This window comes from Asaia sp. A2, assembly GCF_057319415.1.
In genome coordinates, this window is the sequence record NZ_JBXWTO010000004.1 from 74,977 (window position 1) to 92,183 (window position 17,207).

The following is a 17,207-nucleotide window of genomic DNA, read 5'->3' on the forward strand; positions in this document are numbered from 1 at the left end:
ATGGCTTCCCCCATCGAGAGCCGCTTTAACGGTCCTGCCAGAACCGCGAAAGAGAGCCTAACAGGGGGAGCGATGTTTTTGCCACGGTCTGTGGCATCAAAAACGCAAATTACGCGGCGTCATCACCATCTGTTGTCCCTGAAGCGCGTGATTTCCTTGCCGGTTTCTTAACCCCTTCTCCTTCGGGGGCTTTTTTCTTGGCTGATGACGTCTTTTTGGCAGCCGGTTTCTTGGCGGCGGCTTTCGGGGCGACCTTCTTGCGTGGCGCGGCCTTTTCGGACGCGGTGTCGCCCGATGCAGCCTTTGCCGTGGTCTTGCGAGTGGTCTTGCCCTTCGCCTTGAGGGGTTTCCCCTTCTCGTTCAGAAGTGCCAAAGCCTCATCAAGGGTCACGTCATCCATCATCTGGCCCTTGGCCAGATTGGCCACGACCTGCCCATGCTGCACATAAGGGCCGAATCGTCCCTTGCGGACCATCACGGCCTCGCCATCCTTGGGATGAGCGCCAAGATTGCGAATCGATGCCAGCTTTTTGGCCAGCGAGTCGATGGCGCGATTGAGCCCTACAGTGAGCACGTCATCATCGGCATCAAGCGTACCAAAAATCGATCCCATCTTCACATAGGGGCCAAAACGCCCCAGCCCGGCCTCAATCATCTCACCGGTTTCAGGGTGAGGGCCCAGCTTGCGCGGCAGGGAGAGAAGACCGATTGCCTTGTCCAGCGTCAGCTTGTCGCCCTCCAGCCCCTTGGGAATGGTGGTGCGCTTGGGCTTGATCTTCTTGTTCTCGGGGTCGGCCTCACCGCGCTGGATATAAAGACCATAAGGCCCGCGACGCACGGTCACTTCCTCACCCGTTTCCGGGTCCTGACCAAGGCTTTTCATCCCTTCCTTGAGCGTCTCGCCCTCGCCGCCATCCTCGGCCACGAGGCGACGGGTAAACTGGCAGGCCGGGTAGTTCGAGCAGCCGATAAAGGCCCCGAACTTGCCAAGACGCAGCCCCAGACGCCCCGTGCCACAGGCCGTGCACTGCCTTGGGTCACCGCCATCTTCACGCGCAGGGAAGAAATGCGAGCCTAGGTCCTCATCGAGCGCATCGATGACATCCGAGATCTTGAGGTCCTTGGTCTGCGCTACGGCCGCCGAGAAATCGCGCCAGAACGCAGCCATGATGTCGTGCCAGTCGGCGCGACCATCGGAAATGTCATCGAGCTGTTCTTCGAGCGTCGCCGTGAAATCGGTGTCCACGTAGCGTTCGAAGAAGGAAGTCAGGAATGCCGTGACCAGACGGCCGCGATCCTCGGGGATGAAGCGCCGCGCATCCAGACGCACATAATTGCGGTCGCGCAGAACGGTCAGGATCGAGGCATAGGTCGAAGGACGGCCAATGCCGATCTCTTCCATACGCTTGACCAGACTGGCTTCCGAGAAGCGCGGCGGCGGCTGGGTGAAATGCTGGTCAGCCTCGACACCACGGGTCGAGAGCGCATCACCCTCGCTCATGGCAGGCAGGACGCGGCCTTCATCCTCATCGGATTTGGTATCGTCACGCCCCTCGCTATAGAGCTTGAGATAACCGTCAAAAGCGATGATCGAGCCATTGGCGCGCAGAATGGTGCGCTGCGCGGCATCGGACAGATCGACCACAACCTGATCGAGCTCTGCCGACTGCATCTGTGACGCGACAGCGCGTTTCCAGATCAGCTCGTACAGACGCATCTGCTCCCCCGAGAGATGCCGGGCCATCGATTCAGGCGTGCGCGTGACATCGGTGGGGCGAATGGCCTCATGCGCTTCCTGCGCATTCTTGGCCTTGCTGGTATAGACGCGCGGCTTTTCCGGCAGATAGGGCGCGCCGTAACTGCTCCCGATCATGTCGCGGATGGCGTGAACGGCCTCGGCGGCCATCGTCACACCATCGGTACGCATATAGGTGATCAGACCGACCGTCTCGCCGCCCAGATCGACACCTTCATAGAGCTGCTGGGCAGCGCGCATTGTCGATTGCGCGCTCATGCCGATCTTGCGCGAGGCTTCCTGTTGCAGCGTTGAGGTGGTGAATGGCGCGGGCGGGTTGCGTCTGGCCTTCTTGCGCTCGACGGAGCGGACCTTGAAACCTGTAGAGGCCACGAGGTCACGCGCCGCATGAGCTTTCTCGGCATTGTCCAGATCGAATTGATCGAGCTTGCGGCCATCAAGATGCGTCAGTCTGGCAGAAAAGGCAGCGTTGCGCGGCGTCGCGAAAGACCCTGTGACCGACCAGTATTCGCGGCTTTTGAAAACCTCGATCTCGGCCTCGCGCTCGCAGATCAGTCGTAGCGCGACGGACTGCACGCGACCGGCGCTTCGGCTGCCGGGCAGCTTGCGCCACAAGACGGGCGAGAGGGTAAACCCGACCAGATAATCAAGCGCACGGCGGGCCATATAGGCATCGATCAGAGGCTGATCGAGCGCACGCGGATTCGCCATGGCCGTCTGCACGGCTGATTTGGTGATTTCATTGAAAGTGACGCGCTGCACGTTCTTGCCGCGCAGCAGGTTCTTCTCTTCCAGTGCGGCACGCACATGCCAGGAGATGGCCTCGCCTTCGCGATCCGGGTCAGTGGCGAGATAGAGCGTATCGGCGTTCTTGACCGCTTTCGCGATGGTGGCGATCTGCTTCGCCCCACGCTCATCGGTCTGCCAGTCCATGGCGAAATTCTCGTCAGGCCGCACACTGCCGTCTTTGGGCGGCAGATCGCGGACATGGCCGAAGGATGCCAGAACGATGAAATTATCGCCCAGATATTTGTTGATGGTCTTTGCCTTCGCCGGGCTTTCGACCACTACGACATCAGTCATCTCTACTCCAGAACCGCTCCGGCCTGTTCGTAACCGGTGGATCAGGCTGTCAGGACAACCTGCCCCCCGGGAAGGAAGGTTGCTGTGCCGCCAAGTTCGAGTTCTGACAGGGCGGACAGCACCGTGGAAACCGAGAACTGGCAGTGCGCTACGATATCGTCAACTGCCACAGGCGTCGGAGAGAGAAGCTCACATAGTCTTTTTTTGACGGTCTCGGGGTCCGGAGGCGGTGAAAACCCTGCGCTTTCGGGCTCTGAAAAGCCCGGCAGGCCTGTCCATCGGGGTTCGATACGGGTGCGGGCGCCGCTCTCGATCTGGTTCAGGACATCCTGCGCCGTCTCGGTCAGAATCGCGCCCTGTCGCAACAGGTCGTTGCCACCGCGTGAGCGCGGATCGAGCGGCGACCCCGGAACGGCAAACACGTCCCGTCCGTAATCGAGGGCAAGGCGCGCGGTGATGAGCGTGCCAGAGCGCATCGCGGCCTCGATCAGGATGACACCTAAAGAAAGGCCGGCAATCAGACGGTTACGCCGCGGGAAGTGACTGGCCTGGGGAATCGTGCCGAGAGGGGCCTCGGTCACAACGCAGCCCCGTTCAGCAATGGCGCGATAGAGCCCCTCGTTTTCGGGGGGATAGAAACAGTCAAGGCCGCCCGCTGCGGCACCAACCGTCATGCCCTGATGCAGGGCGGCACGATGCGCGACAGTATCGATCCCGCGGGCCAGGCCCGACACGATCACACAGCCCTCATGGGCAAGAGCGCCGCTCAGGCTTTCAGCAATGCGCAACCCTCCGGCTGAGGCATTGCGTGCGCCGACAACTCCGATGGCGCGCTGTGAGAGCTTCTCAGCCTGGCCCCATAGGCTCAGAACGGGGGGCGCATCGGTAATGCGCGAGAGAAGGGCGGGGTAGTCCGGGTCGCCAAGGAGCAGCATGCGCCCGCCGAGTCGTGTCAGAGCCTCCTGCTCAGCTTCGACACTGTCTCTCGCCGGGATGGCAATGGTGGCGCGCCGTCCCGCCTTGCGCACGCGCTCGGGCAATGCCTCGATGGCGGCGCCGGCTGTCCCGTGTTCGGTCATCAACCTTCGGAAATTGACGGGGCCGATGCCATCCGTGCGGGCCAGGCGTACAATGTCGAGCCGTTCATTTCCCTGGGGTACGGCCGACATGATGGGTCAGATTTCCTGTTTGGTCTGGGGTGGCGGGTCGATATTGATGCGCGATTCCCGTCCAGTGAGCAGACGCCGTATATTGCTGGTGTGACGCAGGAGAATGATAAGAGTCAGGATGAGTGTCGCAATGGGAAGCGGGCTGTGCACAGGCTGTTCGCTCAGCGGCGCCATGATGAATGGTGCCACGGCAAAAGCGGCTAGCGCCCCGGCTGACGAGATATGGGAGAGTTTGGCAACCGCCAGCCAGACCAGACAGCAGGCAATGCCCACGGGCCAGCACAGGGCAAACAGCGCCCCCAACCCGGTCGCAACGCCCTTGCCTCCGCGAAAGCCGAGCCAGACCGGAAAGCAATGGCCAATCACGACACAGACTGCGGCGACAGCCATACCCGTCTGGAAGCCGCCATCGAGAAGGAGGTGCACAATCAGCACAGCCATAGCGCCCTTCAGCCCGTCGAACAGCAGGGTCGCCGCAGCCAGACCTTTTCGCCCCGTGCGCAGGACATTCGTTGCGCCGATATTGCCCGAGCCGATCTTGCGTATGTCACCCGCCCCGCCGACATGGCTGATCAGCAACCCGAAAGGGACGCTGCCCAGCAGATAGGCGATACCGGCACAAAGCAGGAAAGGTGTCGTGAGCAGATGATGGATCATGATGCGGCACCATCGAAAACGCGCTGTCCGTTCTTCCACGTTCCCAGAACGCGCCCCTTGAGGCGCTTGCCGTCGAAGGGTGTGTTCTGCGCGCGTCCGGGCTGTTCGCCCGCTTCGACCACCCATTCAACTGCGGGGTCGAACAGGCACAGATCGGCGCTGGCGCCGTCGTCCAGCGTTCCGGCCTCGCTGCCCAGCAACCGGGCAGGGCGGCGGGTGAGCAGCGCAATGAGTTGCGTCAGGGTAAGCACGCCGTCATGCACCAGAGACAGACCGACACCAAGCAGCGTGGTCAGGCCTGTCCCGCCGGCGCAGGCCTGAGCGAAAGGCAGGCGCTTGTCATCGGCGTCCCATGGCGCATGGTCCGAGGCAATGGCGTCGATTGTCCCATCCGCGAGCGCCGCACAGACCGCCAGACGGTCCTCTTCCGCACGCAATGGAGGCGAAAGCTTGGCGTAGGTACGAAATTCGCCAATCGCCTCTTCATTCAGCGCAAAATAGGGGGGCGCCGTGTCACAGGTAATGGCCAGACCCCGGGCCTTGGCCTGACGGATCAGATCAAGCCCTTCGCCGGTCGAGACATGGCCGAAATGCAAGGGGGCGCCGGTCATTTCCGCAAGACGGATATCGCGGCCAATCAGAATGGCCTCAGCAGCGGCAGGTATCTGGGGCAGGCCCATGCGGGTTGCAAGCGCGCCCGCCGTGGCGGCGCCACCTTTTGCCAGAGACTGGTCCTCCGGGTGCTGCACCACCAGAGCGCCAATCCCTTTGGCATAGGCCAGAAGCTGGCGCATGCGCTTGGTGTCGGCAATGGCATGGATACCATCGGTAAAGGCAACGGCCCCGGCTTCGCGCAACATGCCAAGCTCGGCCATTTCCTCACCCTTGCAGCCTTTGGTGAGCGCGCCATAGGGCAGGATGGTGACGAGGCCTGTTTCCTCGCCACGGCCACGCAGCAGGCGCACCAGAGCGGGCTCGTCGATGGCAGGTTTGGAATTGGGCAGGGCCGCCAGCGTTGTCACGCCACCGGCAACCGCGGCGCGGGCGCAGGAGGCGATGGTTTCGCGATATTCAAAACCCGGCTCGCCAATTGCAACACGCATATCGACCAGGCCGGGGCAGAGAACCGCGCCCTGACCATCAATGCTCTGGACACCTTCCGGCGCACCTTCGGCGCCAGCCTTGTCACGCCCCGCGATGCGACCATTTGAAATGCGCAGGCGCGAAAGCGACTCCTGACCCGTTACCGGATCGATCAGCCGGACATTTTCGAAAATGAGATCGGTCATGACGCTGTCCGCATACGTGAGAGTCGGTCGAGCACGGCCATGCGCACGGCCACGCCCATTTCGACCTGTTCCTGAATGACGCTCTGCGCTGAGTCCGCCACGTCCGAGGCAATTTCGACACCGCGATTCATCGGACCCGGATGCATGACCAGTGCGCCAGGCTTCGCCAAGGCGAGGCGGCGGCTGTCGACGCCATAGAAACGGAAGAACTCACGAGCACTCGGCACCAGCCCGGCGCCCATGCGCTCGCGTTGCAGGCGCAGCGTCATGACCACATCGGCATCACGCAGGCCGCTTTCCATATCATGATGGATCGAGACCGAACCCAGCGAAGCCATCGCCGCAGGAACGAGGGTGGGCGGTCCCACCAGGCGCACCTTGCTGCCCATGGCGGTCAGCAGATGGATGTTTGAGCGCGCGACACGGCTATGGCCGACATCACCGCAGATCGCGACAGTCAGCCCGCTGAGCGTGCCAAGATGGCGCTTGATGGTCAGGGCATCGAGCAGGGCCTGTGTCGGGTGCTCATGCATGCCATCACCGGCATTGACCACACTGGCCTCGACCTTCTGGGCCAGCAGGGCTGGCGCACCCGAGGCCGCGTGACGGACCACCAGCAGGTCGCAGCGCATGGCGTTGAGCGTGGCCGCCGTGTCGAGCAGCGTCTCACCCTTGTTCACCGAGGAGGTGGCGACCGTCATGTTGATGACATCCGCCCCCAGACGCTTGCCCGCCAGCTCGAAGCTCGTGCGTGTGCGGGTGCTGTCCTCGAAGAACATGTTGATCACCGTCCGGCCGCGCAGCGCATCACGCGGGGCGGTGCGCGAACGGCTCAGCAGGGCATAATTGGCCGCGAGATCGAGATAGGGGGTGATCTCCTCGGCGCTCATGCCCTCAAGGCCGAGCAGATGATGCCGTCGGGTGAGCGTGTCAGCCATGCGCGATCGCGGCTCCTATACGGGCCAGAACCTCGTCCCGGCCAAGGGCTTGCAGTGTCAGGTCGATACCGGGCGATACCGTGCTGCCGGTCATGGCCGCACGCAGGGGCTGGGCAACCTGACCCAGCTTGATGGCTTTCGCCTCGGCGAATTCGCGAAGTGCGGCATCGATGGCCGATGCCTCGAATGGCTCCACCAGAGCGAGGGCCTGCGCCACACCGCGCAGCACTTCCTTGCCTTCTTCCGAAAGCTGCTTCTGTGCCTTCGCGTCATAGGTAAAGGGCAGGGAGCGACCAAGAAACGCGGCGCTGTCGGCGAGGTCTGTCAGAAGCTTGGCGCGCTCCTTGAGGCCCGGCATCAGCGTCAGCACGCGGGCGTGCAGCGCATCATCCACCGTTACGTCCTCGCGTTCCTTCAGGCGTTCGATCACATCGTCGGTCAGACGTGCATCATCGGCCTCACGCATATAGACACCGTTCAGATGCGTCAGCTTGACGTAATCCATGCGTGACGGCGAGCGACCGACGCCATCCAGATCGAACAGGCGGATCTGCTCTTCACGGTTGAGGATCTCGGCATCGCCATGACCCCAGCCCAGACGCAGCAGGTAATTGCACAGCGCCTCCGGCAGAAAGCCCTCATCGCGGAATTCGACCACTGACTGCGCACCATGACGCTTGGAGAGCTTCGCGCCGTCCGGCCCGTGAATGAGCGGCAGATGCGCGAAATGGGGCAGATCCCAGCCCATGGCGCGATAGATCATCGCCTGACGAAACGTGTTCGTCAGATGATCATCGCCACGAATCACATGGGTGATCGCCATGTCATGGTCATCACACACCACGGCATGCAGATAGGTGGGTGTGCCATCCGAGCGCAGGATGATCAGATCGTCCATCTCGGCATTGGCGACGCGGACCTCGCCCTGGACCAGATCGTTGATGATCGTCTCACCCTCGCGCGGGGCCTTGAGGCGCACGGCGAAAGGCGCTCCCTCGGGAGCTTCAGAGGGATCACGGTCACGCCACATGCCGTTATAGCGCGGCGGCTGGCCGTTCGCGATCGCGTCCTCGCGCATCTGCTTCAGTTCGTCTGCCGTGCAGTAGCAGCGATAGGCCAGACCTTTCTCAAGCAATTCCTGCGCTACTTCCGTATGGCGTCCCTGACGCGTGGACTGGAATACAGGCTCCTCATCCGCCGTGATGCCCATCCAGGCCAGCCCTTCGAAAATCACATCCACCGCGCGCTGCGTCGAGCGCTCGCGGTCCGTGTCCTCGATTCTGAGCAGGAATTGTCCACCGTGATGGCGGGCAAAAAGGAAATTGAAGAGGGCCGCACGGGCATTGCCGATATGCAGCAAGCCGGTGGGAGAAGGGGCAAAGCGTGTGCGAACGGTCATGGCGGCTGCATAGCATGATTGAGTGCGCCACACTACCGGATGGCGATTTGTTGTCCGGGTATCATGAGAGGCAAGTCATGCCTCATGAGCGTGCTGCCCCATGCCCCGCCAGAGGACAGTCACCCTTATGGAAACCTGCCTGGTGAAAATCCGGCACAGGGGGAGCACGCCCCTTCCGGGCAGCGGGGCAAGCCCCGTAAAGGCTGCGGATTGCCGGTTGCCTTGCAGGGGGCATCGCGGTCAGATGTCTGCCGGGTCAGGCTCCAGATCAAAGCAGTATCCTGCGAACAGTATTTGCAGAAACCTGTATTCGATGTAACGATCCCGATATGAAAAAACGATTGCTTCCTGCCTGCCTCGCATCTCTCGCCTGCGTTCTCGATCTTGGGGTGGCGTCTGCCCATGCTGCACCCGTGGCACCGCGCGTCATTATTGTTGCAGGCTGGGAAAACGGTGCAGATACAGGTGATGCGCCGGGCGAATATCAGGACTGGGTCGAGCGTGAGCATCTGAGCGAGACAGTGCCGGTGCGTGGCGTGAAGGAGCCCATCCTGCGACGCAATAACGACGGAGTGTATGGCATTGTACTGCGTTCCGGCCCGTCTGAACTCATGGCTCTGGCGCTCGACCCGGCATTTGACCTGAAAAAGACCTACTAGATCTTCACCGGCATTTCCGGCGTGAACCCCAATGTGGCCTCGGTCGGAAGCGTGGCCTGGGCGCGCTGGGTGGTGGATGGCGATGCCCTGCGCGAACTCGATGACCGCACCATTCCCAAGGACTGGCCCTATGGGCTTTACGCCATCGGGGCAGACCGCCCGAACACCCTGCCGAAAGATCCCAATCACTATGGCTCGGTGACGGATGTCGCGCAGTTGACCAAGGCCTATGCGCTCAATCAGGGTCTGGCGCGGTGGGCCTATGGTCTGAGCAAGGATGTCAAATTGGCCGACGACCCGGAAATTGCCCGCCGACGCGCAGCCTGGCCTGCGAGCCTTCCGGCCAGCAAGCCTCCGATGATCCTGATGGGCGAGACCCTGGGGGCCTTGCGCTACTGGCATGGCGAGGCACGCAATGACTGGGCGCAGGACTGGGTGAAACTCTGGACGAAAAACCAGGGTGTTTTCGTCATGACCAATGAGGAAAGCCAGACCAACCAGAAGCAGATGCGCCTGCTGGCAAAATGGGGCTATGTCGATCCGGACCGGGTGATGGTGCTGCGTTCGGGCTCCAACCCGTCCATGCCGCCCCCACATGTTTCCCTGACCCAGTCGATGGGTGATGAAGGGCCCGGCCAGAATGTCGCTTTCGACAATAATGAGCGCGTCGGGGCGCCGGTCGTGGCGGAGCTGGTCCGTCATTGGGATCACTATCGTGACCATGTGCCCTCCGCCCCCTGAAAGCGCTGGACAGGGCGCCTCTAGCAGGTGTGCCTTGCCCTGTCGGAGCTGGGGGATGTGGCCCTGTCAGGGCAGGGGAATGTGACGCTTTCCCGCCTTGCCAGGTCTCTTGAGAACATTCTGCTCTCGCAGGGGCGCGGGCTTGCAGCCTGGCTTGCCGTAGCATGGGCCGCAGGATGCCTGATCTATTTCCTGCCCCGTTACGAGCCCGGTTTCTGGTGCGCCAGTGCCTGCGTCCTCGCGGGGCTGGGCATAGTGCTGTCAGGGTGGTCCCGTATCAGTGCCAGAGGACTGGGCTTTGTCATGGTGATGGCCGGCGCGGGGTTTCTGCTGGCGCGGGCGCAGGCAGGGCGGCAGCCTCCCATGCCTGCACTTCCCTCACTGGCGGTCGTGTTGCATGGCAGGGTGATCGATGTCGCCACGACCACAGAGCCGGGCCAGATCCTTCAGCGTTTGCGTCTCAGGGATGCCGTGTTCGAGAGCGGGGTCGATATCGGCATGGCCCCGCTACAGCGTGATTTGCTGTTCTTTACTCATGAGGGCCAGACCTATGTTCCGGGCATGGTGCTGCGCCTGCGGGCTGTATTGCGTCCGCCCGACTGGCCGGATTTTCCCGGTGCACGCGATCGGCAAAGAGAGGCGTGGTTCGATGCCCTCGCCGGGGCCGGACGTGTACTGGGCGTGCCAGAGATCATCGCCGCACCGCAGGGCTACAGGCTGGGGCGCTGGCGCGCCTCGATCACGGCAGAAATCATGCACCATCTCGAAGGGCAGCGCGCCGCCATTGCCGCCACCCTGCTGGCCGGGCATGGCGAGGGGATAAGCCAGCAGACGAGGCAGGCCTATGCGGCATCGGGGCTAGCCCATATCCTTGCCGTCGCGGGGCTGCATCTGGGTCTGGTCATGGGCGCCCTCTTCGCGGCTGTGCGGATGGGGCTCGTCCTTTGGCCGTGGCTCGGCCTGCGTCTGCCCTGTCGGGAAATCGCTGCTTTCGCGGCGCTGGCAGGGGGGGTGATCTATGTGGCGCTCACAGGGTTCCATCTGCCAGCCCTGCGCAGTCTGGGCATGGCGGGTCTGGCGATTTTGGCCCTCCTGAGCGGGCGTCGCGTGCTCTCCATGCGCTCGCTGGCTCTGGTGGCACTGGTCCTGCTCATGGCGTCTCCGGTGCTGGTGCTCGATCTGTCATTCCAGATGTCTTTTGCCGCCGTCATGGCCCTGATTGCGGGCTACGAAGCCATGCAGCCGTGGTTTGTCCGGCGAGCCGAACAGGGGCATCAGGGCGGCATCGGCCATCATCTGGTGTTGCTTTCGCTCACCAGTGCGCTGGCGGGCGGGGCAGCCCTGCCACTTGTAATGGCGGGCTTTGGCAGTTTTCAGCCCTGGTTCATCATGGCCAATCTTGTCGCTGTACCGATAGCGGCGTTCTGCATCATGCCTGCAGGGCTGTGCGCATTGCTGCTCATGCCATTGGGGGTGGCTGGCGCACCTCTGTGGGTCATGGGGCAGGGGATCGGACTGGTTTCCTCGTTGGCCGCCCATGTTGCAGCATGGCCAATGGCCCATATCGCTGTGCCCCATATGCCGTGCTGGGCCCTGGTCCTGTATATGGCCGGACTGATGATTCTCTGCCTCTGGCGTGGCAAGGCCCGTTTCATGGGTCTGTCTCTCATGCTGATGGGGGTTGCGTCACCGCTTTGTCTGTCAGCGCCTTTGCTGCTCGTCTCACCCGATGGCGGTCTCATTGCTTTCCGACAGGGGAGCACCTGGGTTGCAGGCCCACATGGCAGCCTTTCGGCCCATACGCTCTCTGCCTGGGTGCAGGCCTGGCCCCGGCCTGTCATATCATCAGCACAGATGCCGGATTGCGACGCTCAGCGGTGCCATATCGAGCGGGGAGGCCAGAAAATCGCCATCCTGTTCTCCCGGCTCCGTTCAGCAGACCCACCTCCGGAATGCACGGGCAACACGCTTGTGGTTAGCGCTGCCCCCCTGCCATCAGCGTGCAGAAGGAGCGTCTATGTTGATCGCTTCACGGTCTGGCGCGATGGCGCGGTTATGGTGCGCGATGGCGCAGGTCGGAGCAGGGGGGAAGCCTTGCAGGTCATATCAGACCGCTCATGGCGCGGTGCGCGGCTATGGGTGCCGCGCCCCGGTTTCAGGGGCGTACCCAATCTGCCTCTGGCAAAGGCTGAGTAGCCCTCAGCCCTTCTTTGGATAGAAATGAAGAGCGACACGCTCCATGCTCAATCCCTGCACCAGAATGGTAAAGACCACGATGCCGTAACAGATCGGGGCAAGAACCTCCTTCATCGGTCCCGCAGGGAGGGTGAGTGCGAGCGACAGTGAAATGCCACCGCGCAATCCGCCCCAGGTCAGCACGGCCAGCATGCGCCCGCGATCTTCTCCATAAAGATGGATCGGCAGGATGGCGAGAAACACGCTGAGCGCCCTCGCTGCAATTGAAAGCGGAATACCCAGGAGCAGGGCCACGAGGGCACGCTGGCTGGGAATGGCGGCCAGCACTTCAAAGCCGATCATCAGGAAGAGAAGCGCGTTCAGGATCTCGTCAACGAGTGTCCAGAAGCTGTTGAGTTCCTCACGCGCATGGTCGTCCATGCTGCTCTTGGCGCGTTCGCTCCCCAGGCAGAGACCTGCCACGACCACGGCGATCGGGCCTGACATGCCAAGTGCATGGGCAAGGCTGAATGTGCCTGCCGCGAGGCTGAGCGACACCAGAAGCTGCAAGTGGCTGTCGCGTGCAGCGCGAAAGCAGAGCAGAGCAATCAGACCGGCCACAAAACCAAGCCCCGCACCCCCTAAAGCCTCGATCCCGAAAGCTTCAGCGGCATCCACCAGGGTCAGATGATGCGCTTCACCCGTGACCAGCGTCATGGCAAGGCCGAAAATCACGATGCTCACCCCGTCATTGAACAGGCTTTCTCCCGCAAAAATGGCCTGAATGGGCCCCGGCAGACCCAGCCGGCGCAACATGCCGACCACAGAAACCGGGTCGGTTGGCGCGAGAATGGCCCCGAGCACAACGCACCACAGGAATGGCACGGGCAGTCCCACCTGCGCCATGACCCAGTACATGGCCCCGCCCAGCATGAACACCGCCAGTATCGTTCCCACGATGGCGAGGAAGAATACCGAGAATTTCCGCTCCATCAGATGGCGTGTATCAACCTGCAGGGCACCGGCGAAAAGCAGGAAAGACAAGGCACCGTCGAGCAAATTGCCGGGCAGGTCGGCCGAGGCCAGAAGCGTCATGGGCAGAGTGTGCAGATCGACACTGGGAAGGGCCATGTCGAGCGCCTTGACCACCAGCGAAACGATCAGGGCAATCAGCAGGATGCCGATCGTCATGGGCAGGCGCAGCAGCTTGTAATTGAGAATGCCGCAGGCCGTGCAGAGTGTAAGAAGAATCGCGAAGAGGCTGAGGGAGGACATGAAATCTCTTTGTCGCTGGTGCCAGATAGAGCCGTTTTATCGCATGAGAACGTTAACGCACGTGCTTCGTCCAGCTTCTCACATTATGTCATTCCAACGATCCCCTTCCGGACAGCAGCCTTTGGCACTGGAAGAGCGCTTCCATCGCCGTCTATTGCGCTTTCGTATCGTATGAAGCTAGCCTGCTCACCCGGTTCCCGGACGCTGGTCTGTTTTTGACCTGAGAGGAAGAGAGGGCGATGGGCAAGGTAGGGGTCAAGACGGCTCTGTGTGATCTCGGCATCATGGCACTTGTGTTACTGATCGGCTCATCGGATGGGCACGCCGCATCGGGGGATGCAACGAAAGCCGATGCCTGGCATCAGCAATTGCAGGCGATGGGCCTGCCTCCCGGGCTCGGAGAGAAGGCATCGCGAGCAGGCCCAACACGGCAGGTGACACTTGCGCCACTTTTCCACGAGCCGTTTGCCTGTGTGGAGCATCCTGTCGGGCAACTCCTCGGTACCGGTGATGCGCTCGGGACAGATTGCATGATCATAGGCGGCGCAACTGATGCCACGCACGGCTATAACAGGCTCTATCGCGGGCTCGGAGAAAAGAACGAGGACTGGTATGGCTGGCACAAGACCGTGCATGCGCCTTTTGACTCAGTCGTGACCTATATCCATGTAAATCCGGTCACGAATAATCCCGGCGAGATGGGTAAACCACCGGCCAGTGTCATCATGTTCACCAGAGCAGATGGTCTGAATGTGATCTATGCCCACATTGCCGATATCCGGGTCAAAAAGGGTGACCATGTGAAAGCAGGGGATGCCGTGGCGCTCGACAGCAATAACGGGTTTGCGCGTAATCCCCATGTTCATGTCGGTGCCTACAGGGGCACCGAGCCATTCCAGATTCGATGGGATCTTGCGGCGATGGGAGCCATTCCGGCGCTGAGCGGAAACTAGGGCCCTCCAGGCCTTCGGTACGAGGCCTGAAGGTCTTGCTTCGCCTGATTATACCCCTTCAACCAGAGTGGCGCGATATTTTGCACCGGCAAAGCGGTGCTCGCGCACCTTGCGATAGGCATCGCCATCATACCAGGCCAGCGCCGAGGCCTTGTCGGGGAATTCGACGACAACAATCCCCTCGGGTTCATGACCTTCGAGAGATTTCTGCGCACCATAAGCCACGATCGGCTTGATGGGATGCCCCTCGAATGTCTCCGCAACGAGCGAGAAATAGGTGTCGAGTTCGTTCTGGTCGAGCGTCTCTTCGCGGGTGAATACGATATAGGTGCTCATACAGTTTCTCCTTTGCTGCTGTTGCCATTGCTGATCTGGGTTTTGAGCGGGAAAAGGCAAGGCGTAAAGGCAACACAGTTTCCGCATTCGGGGCTGCGTGCCTTGCACACATAACGACCATGCAGGATCAGCCAGTGATGTGAGGGGCGGAGCATTTCAGGAGGAATCCGCTTGATCAGCCCTTCTTCCACGGCGCGTGTCGTCTTGCCCGGGGCCAGGCCGGTACGGTTTCCAAGCCTGAAGATATGCGTGTCCACAGCCATCGCGCTCTCGCCGAACATGACGTTCAGTACGACACTTGCCGTTTTGCGCCCGACCCCGGCCAGCGCTTCCAGGGCTGCACGGTCTGAAGGCACTTCCCCGCCATGCAGGGCGAGCAACTGCTCGGAAAGCCTGAGCACGTTCTTTGCTTTCGCGCGCCATAGTCCGATGGTGCGGACATGTGCGGCTATGCCTTCTTCGCCCAGCGCCACCATGGCCTTTGCATCCGGTGCATCACGAAACAGGCCTGCCGTGACCTTATTGACCGATTTATCCGTCGCCTGCGCCGAGAGCACCACGGCTACAAGGAGCGAAAAGGCGTCGGTATAGATCAGCTCGCTCTCGGCATCGGGCATGGACTCGGCCAGCGCGGTGATGAACTGACGGGCCTGAACACGTGTCATGGGTCTTTTGGCCGAGGGAAGAGACATCAGAACCATTTCATCATGTTGCATAAGGGCGATCGACACCCCACAATAAGCGCTTCCCGCCTCAGACTTCCAGTATGCCCGCCCGGTCGATCGTCAGGCGGAGGAGCTTTCTTTCGTGTCCGACACTGACCAGACTACCCGCCACAAACACGATATCGCCTTTGTCGATATCGTGCGTTTCGTCATGCGTCGGTGGCTTGAGCATCCGGCTTTCCTGACACGCACCGTGATGGGTATCGCGTTAGCCACGATCGCTGATGTGGCGACACCGGTCCTGTCGGGCCGATTGGTGACCGATATCTCCAGCCATACCGGCGGTGCCCCACATGATGCCGCACAAATAGCCCTGCGCAATGATGCGCTGTTCATGGTGGGTGGGCTGATCGCGCTTGGGCTTGTGGGGCTTCTGGGGCGGCGTTCCTCCTATCTCGGCATTACGCATCTCAGCCTTGCCATCATGCAGCGCGCCCTGTCTCAGGGCTTTGCGCGCGTACAGCGCTTTTCGACCGACTGGCACGCCAATAATTTCGCAGGGTCCACTGTACGCAAGCTGACCCGTGGCATGTGGGCCATCGACACGCTTGACGACACCTTGCTGCTGCTGATCGCGCCGGAAGTGCTGGTGCTGACCGGCACCACGCTTGTTCTGGCATGGCACTCTCCGTTCATGGGGGCCGTGCTGGCGCTTTCTGTTGTGTTGTTCACCTGGCTCTCCGTGGTGCTGACACTGCGCTACGTGGCGCCTTCGGCCCGCGCGGCCAATCGTTGGGATACGAAAGTGGGCGCGGCCATCGCGGATGCCGTGACCTGCAATGCCGTGGTCAAGGCCTTTGGTGCCGAGCATCGCGAGGAACGCCGGTTGAACCGCATACTGCGCGCCTGGAGCGGGCGCACGGCGCGGACCTGGATCAGGGGAACCAACAGCGCCAACCTGCAGGGCTTTGCCTCGCTGGTCATGCGTATGCTTCTGGTGGTGTTGATCGTCTGGCAATGGTGGCAGGGCAAGGCTGGACCGGGCGATGTAGCCTATGTGCTGACGATGGTGTTTCTCGTGCAGGGCTATCTGCGTGATCTGGGCCAGCAGGTCAGCCAGGTCCAGCGCTCTGTCAACGAGATGGAAGAGCTGGTGGCGATTTTTGACGAGGCACCGGGCGTTCAGGACCACAAGGGCGCGGGCAAGGCCGCTTTCACCAAAGGGAGCGTGCGTTTCGAGAAGGTGACGTTTCAGTACCCCGGTCAGGATACGCCGCTCTATCGTGATCTGGATGTCTCGATCACCCCCGGTTCGCGTGTTGCCCTCGTCGGGCCGAGCGGATCGGGCAAGACAACCTTCACCAAGCTCATTCAGCGTCTCTACGATACAACCGGCGGGAGGGTGCTGATCGATGGTGTGGATGTGCGCGATGTCACGCAAGATTCATTGCGTGCGGGCATCGCCATTGTCCCGCAGGAGCCGATGCTCTTTCATCGTTCGCTGGCAGAAAATATTGCTTATGCCCGACCGGGGGCAACGCAGGCTGAAATCGAGCGCGCTGCTCAGCTGGCCAATGCCAGCGCCTTCATCGAGCGCCTTCCCGATGGCTACGCCACGCTGGTCGGTGAGCGTGGGGTCAAGCTGTCGGGCGGCGAACGTCAGCGTGTCGCAATTGCCCGCGCGTTTCTCGCCGATGCGCCACTGCTGATTTTCGATGAGGCAACCTCCAGCCTCGATTCTGAGTCCGAGGTTCTGGTCCAGGATGCCATGCATCGCCTGATGGCCGGCCGCACGGTGATTGTGGTGGCGCACCGCTTGTCTACGGTCATGGAACTGGACCGTATCCTTGTGTTCAGCAAGGGCGCGTTGAAGGAGGATGGCTCCCACGCCGAACTGGTCCGGCGTGAAGGGGGCATCTATCGACGTCTTTTCGAGCTTCAGTCGCTCGAAGGGTAGAGAAAGTTGTACCAGAGTGAGAGTCTGCCAGCGCGCGGGGACGTCGAGCGCTGGTCTGTGCAAGAGCAGCGCCGCGAGCGCGAAGGCTTGTGTGTCTTCGGCTGTTTGCAGGAACAGCCGATGCTGAACCGGCAGATTACCGAGAGTTGATCTTT

Annotated in this window: 12 protein-coding genes and 1 pseudogene; 4 read left to right on the top strand and 9 right to left on the bottom strand. The window is 61.6% G+C overall.

Going from position 1 to position 17,207, the window contains the following annotated elements:
* Positions 1-109: 109 nt before the first annotated feature.
* The 6 genes from topA to gltX are packed head-to-tail and all read right to left on the bottom strand — an operon-like array spanning position 110 to position 8,291.
* A complete protein-coding gene (gene topA / locus ACWNRM_RS04790) occupies positions 110-2,839 on the bottom strand; it encodes a type I DNA topoisomerase (protein WP_485169804.1) in 2,730 nt (909 codons plus the stop codon).
* Positions 2,840-2,880: 41 nt separating this feature from the next.
* Positions 2,881-4,008 (bottom strand): DNA-processing protein DprA, encoded by a 1,128-nt coding sequence (gene dprA, locus ACWNRM_RS04795; RefSeq protein ID WP_485169803.1) that lies wholly within the window; start codon positions 4,006-4,008, stop codon positions 2,881-2,883.
* A 6-nt stretch (positions 4,009-4,014) separates the two neighbouring features.
* Positions 4,015-4,665, bottom strand: coding sequence for a glycerol-3-phosphate 1-O-acyltransferase PlsY (plsY, locus tag ACWNRM_RS04800; RefSeq protein WP_485169802.1), 651 nt, complete (start codon positions 4,663-4,665; stop codon positions 4,015-4,017).
* Positions 4,662-5,954, bottom strand: coding sequence for a dihydroorotase (locus tag ACWNRM_RS04805; protein WP_485169801.1), 1,293 nt, complete (start codon positions 5,952-5,954; stop codon positions 4,662-4,664). The genes plsY and ACWNRM_RS04805 overlap by 4 nt, the downstream gene beginning before the upstream one ends.
* Positions 5,951-6,892: an aspartate carbamoyltransferase catalytic subunit gene (locus tag ACWNRM_RS04810; protein ID WP_122050736.1), complete on the bottom strand. Its 942-nt coding sequence runs from the start codon at positions 6,890-6,892 to the stop codon at positions 5,951-5,953. The genes ACWNRM_RS04805 and ACWNRM_RS04810 overlap by 4 nt, the downstream gene beginning before the upstream one ends.
* Entirely contained in the window at positions 6,885-8,291 is a 1,407-nt protein-coding gene (gene gltX / locus ACWNRM_RS04815) for a glutamate--tRNA ligase (protein ID WP_285532459.1), read from the bottom strand. The genes ACWNRM_RS04810 and gltX overlap by 8 nt, the downstream gene beginning before the upstream one ends.
* Before the next feature lie 329 nt (positions 8,292-8,620).
* Here gltX and ACWNRM_RS04820 point away from each other — a divergent pair.
* Both ACWNRM_RS04820 and ACWNRM_RS04825 read left to right on the top strand, forming a co-directional pair.
* Positions 8,621-9,691 (top strand): annotated as a pseudogene (locus tag ACWNRM_RS04820) (purine nucleoside permease).
* Positions 9,692-9,718: 27 nt separating this feature from the next.
* Entirely contained in the window at positions 9,719-11,887 is a 2,169-nt protein-coding gene (locus ACWNRM_RS04825; RefSeq protein WP_485169800.1) for a ComEC/Rec2 family competence protein, read from the top strand.
* Positions 11,888-11,890: 3 nt separating this feature from the next.
* On the opposite strand, the gene ACWNRM_RS04830 is transcribed toward ACWNRM_RS04825, so the two are convergent.
* The gene (locus ACWNRM_RS04830; RefSeq protein WP_485169799.1) at positions 11,891-13,141 is read right to left on the bottom strand and encodes a cation:proton antiporter; all 1,251 of its coding nucleotides are present in this window, start codon (positions 13,139-13,141) and stop codon (positions 11,891-11,893) included.
* A gap of 239 nt (positions 13,142-13,380) precedes the next feature.
* Here ACWNRM_RS04830 and ACWNRM_RS04835 point away from each other — a divergent pair, with 239 nt between their 5' ends.
* Positions 13,381-14,094: a M23 family metallopeptidase gene (locus ACWNRM_RS04835; protein WP_485169798.1), complete on the top strand. Its 714-nt coding sequence runs from the start codon at positions 13,381-13,383 to the stop codon at positions 14,092-14,094.
* A gap of 48 nt (positions 14,095-14,142) precedes the next feature.
* Here the strand turns inward: ACWNRM_RS04835 and ACWNRM_RS04840 are convergent, their stop codons facing one another.
* Both ACWNRM_RS04840 and nth read right to left on the bottom strand, forming a co-directional pair.
* Positions 14,143-14,430 (bottom strand): DUF1330 domain-containing protein, encoded by a 288-nt coding sequence (locus tag ACWNRM_RS04840; RefSeq protein ID WP_485169797.1) that lies wholly within the window; start codon positions 14,428-14,430, stop codon positions 14,143-14,145.
* Positions 14,427-15,095: an endonuclease III gene (gene nth, locus ACWNRM_RS04845; RefSeq protein ID WP_485172157.1), complete on the bottom strand. Its 669-nt coding sequence runs from the start codon at positions 15,093-15,095 to the stop codon at positions 14,427-14,429. Before nth ends, ACWNRM_RS04840 begins: the two co-directional genes overlap by 4 nt.
* 142 nt (positions 15,096-15,237) lie before the next feature.
* On the opposite strand from nth, the gene ACWNRM_RS04850 reads away from it, so the two are divergent.
* A complete protein-coding gene (locus ACWNRM_RS04850; protein WP_485169795.1) occupies positions 15,238-17,052 on the top strand; it encodes an ABC transporter ATP-binding protein in 1,815 nt (604 codons plus the stop codon).
* The last annotated feature ends 155 nt before the right edge of the window (positions 17,053-17,207 follow it).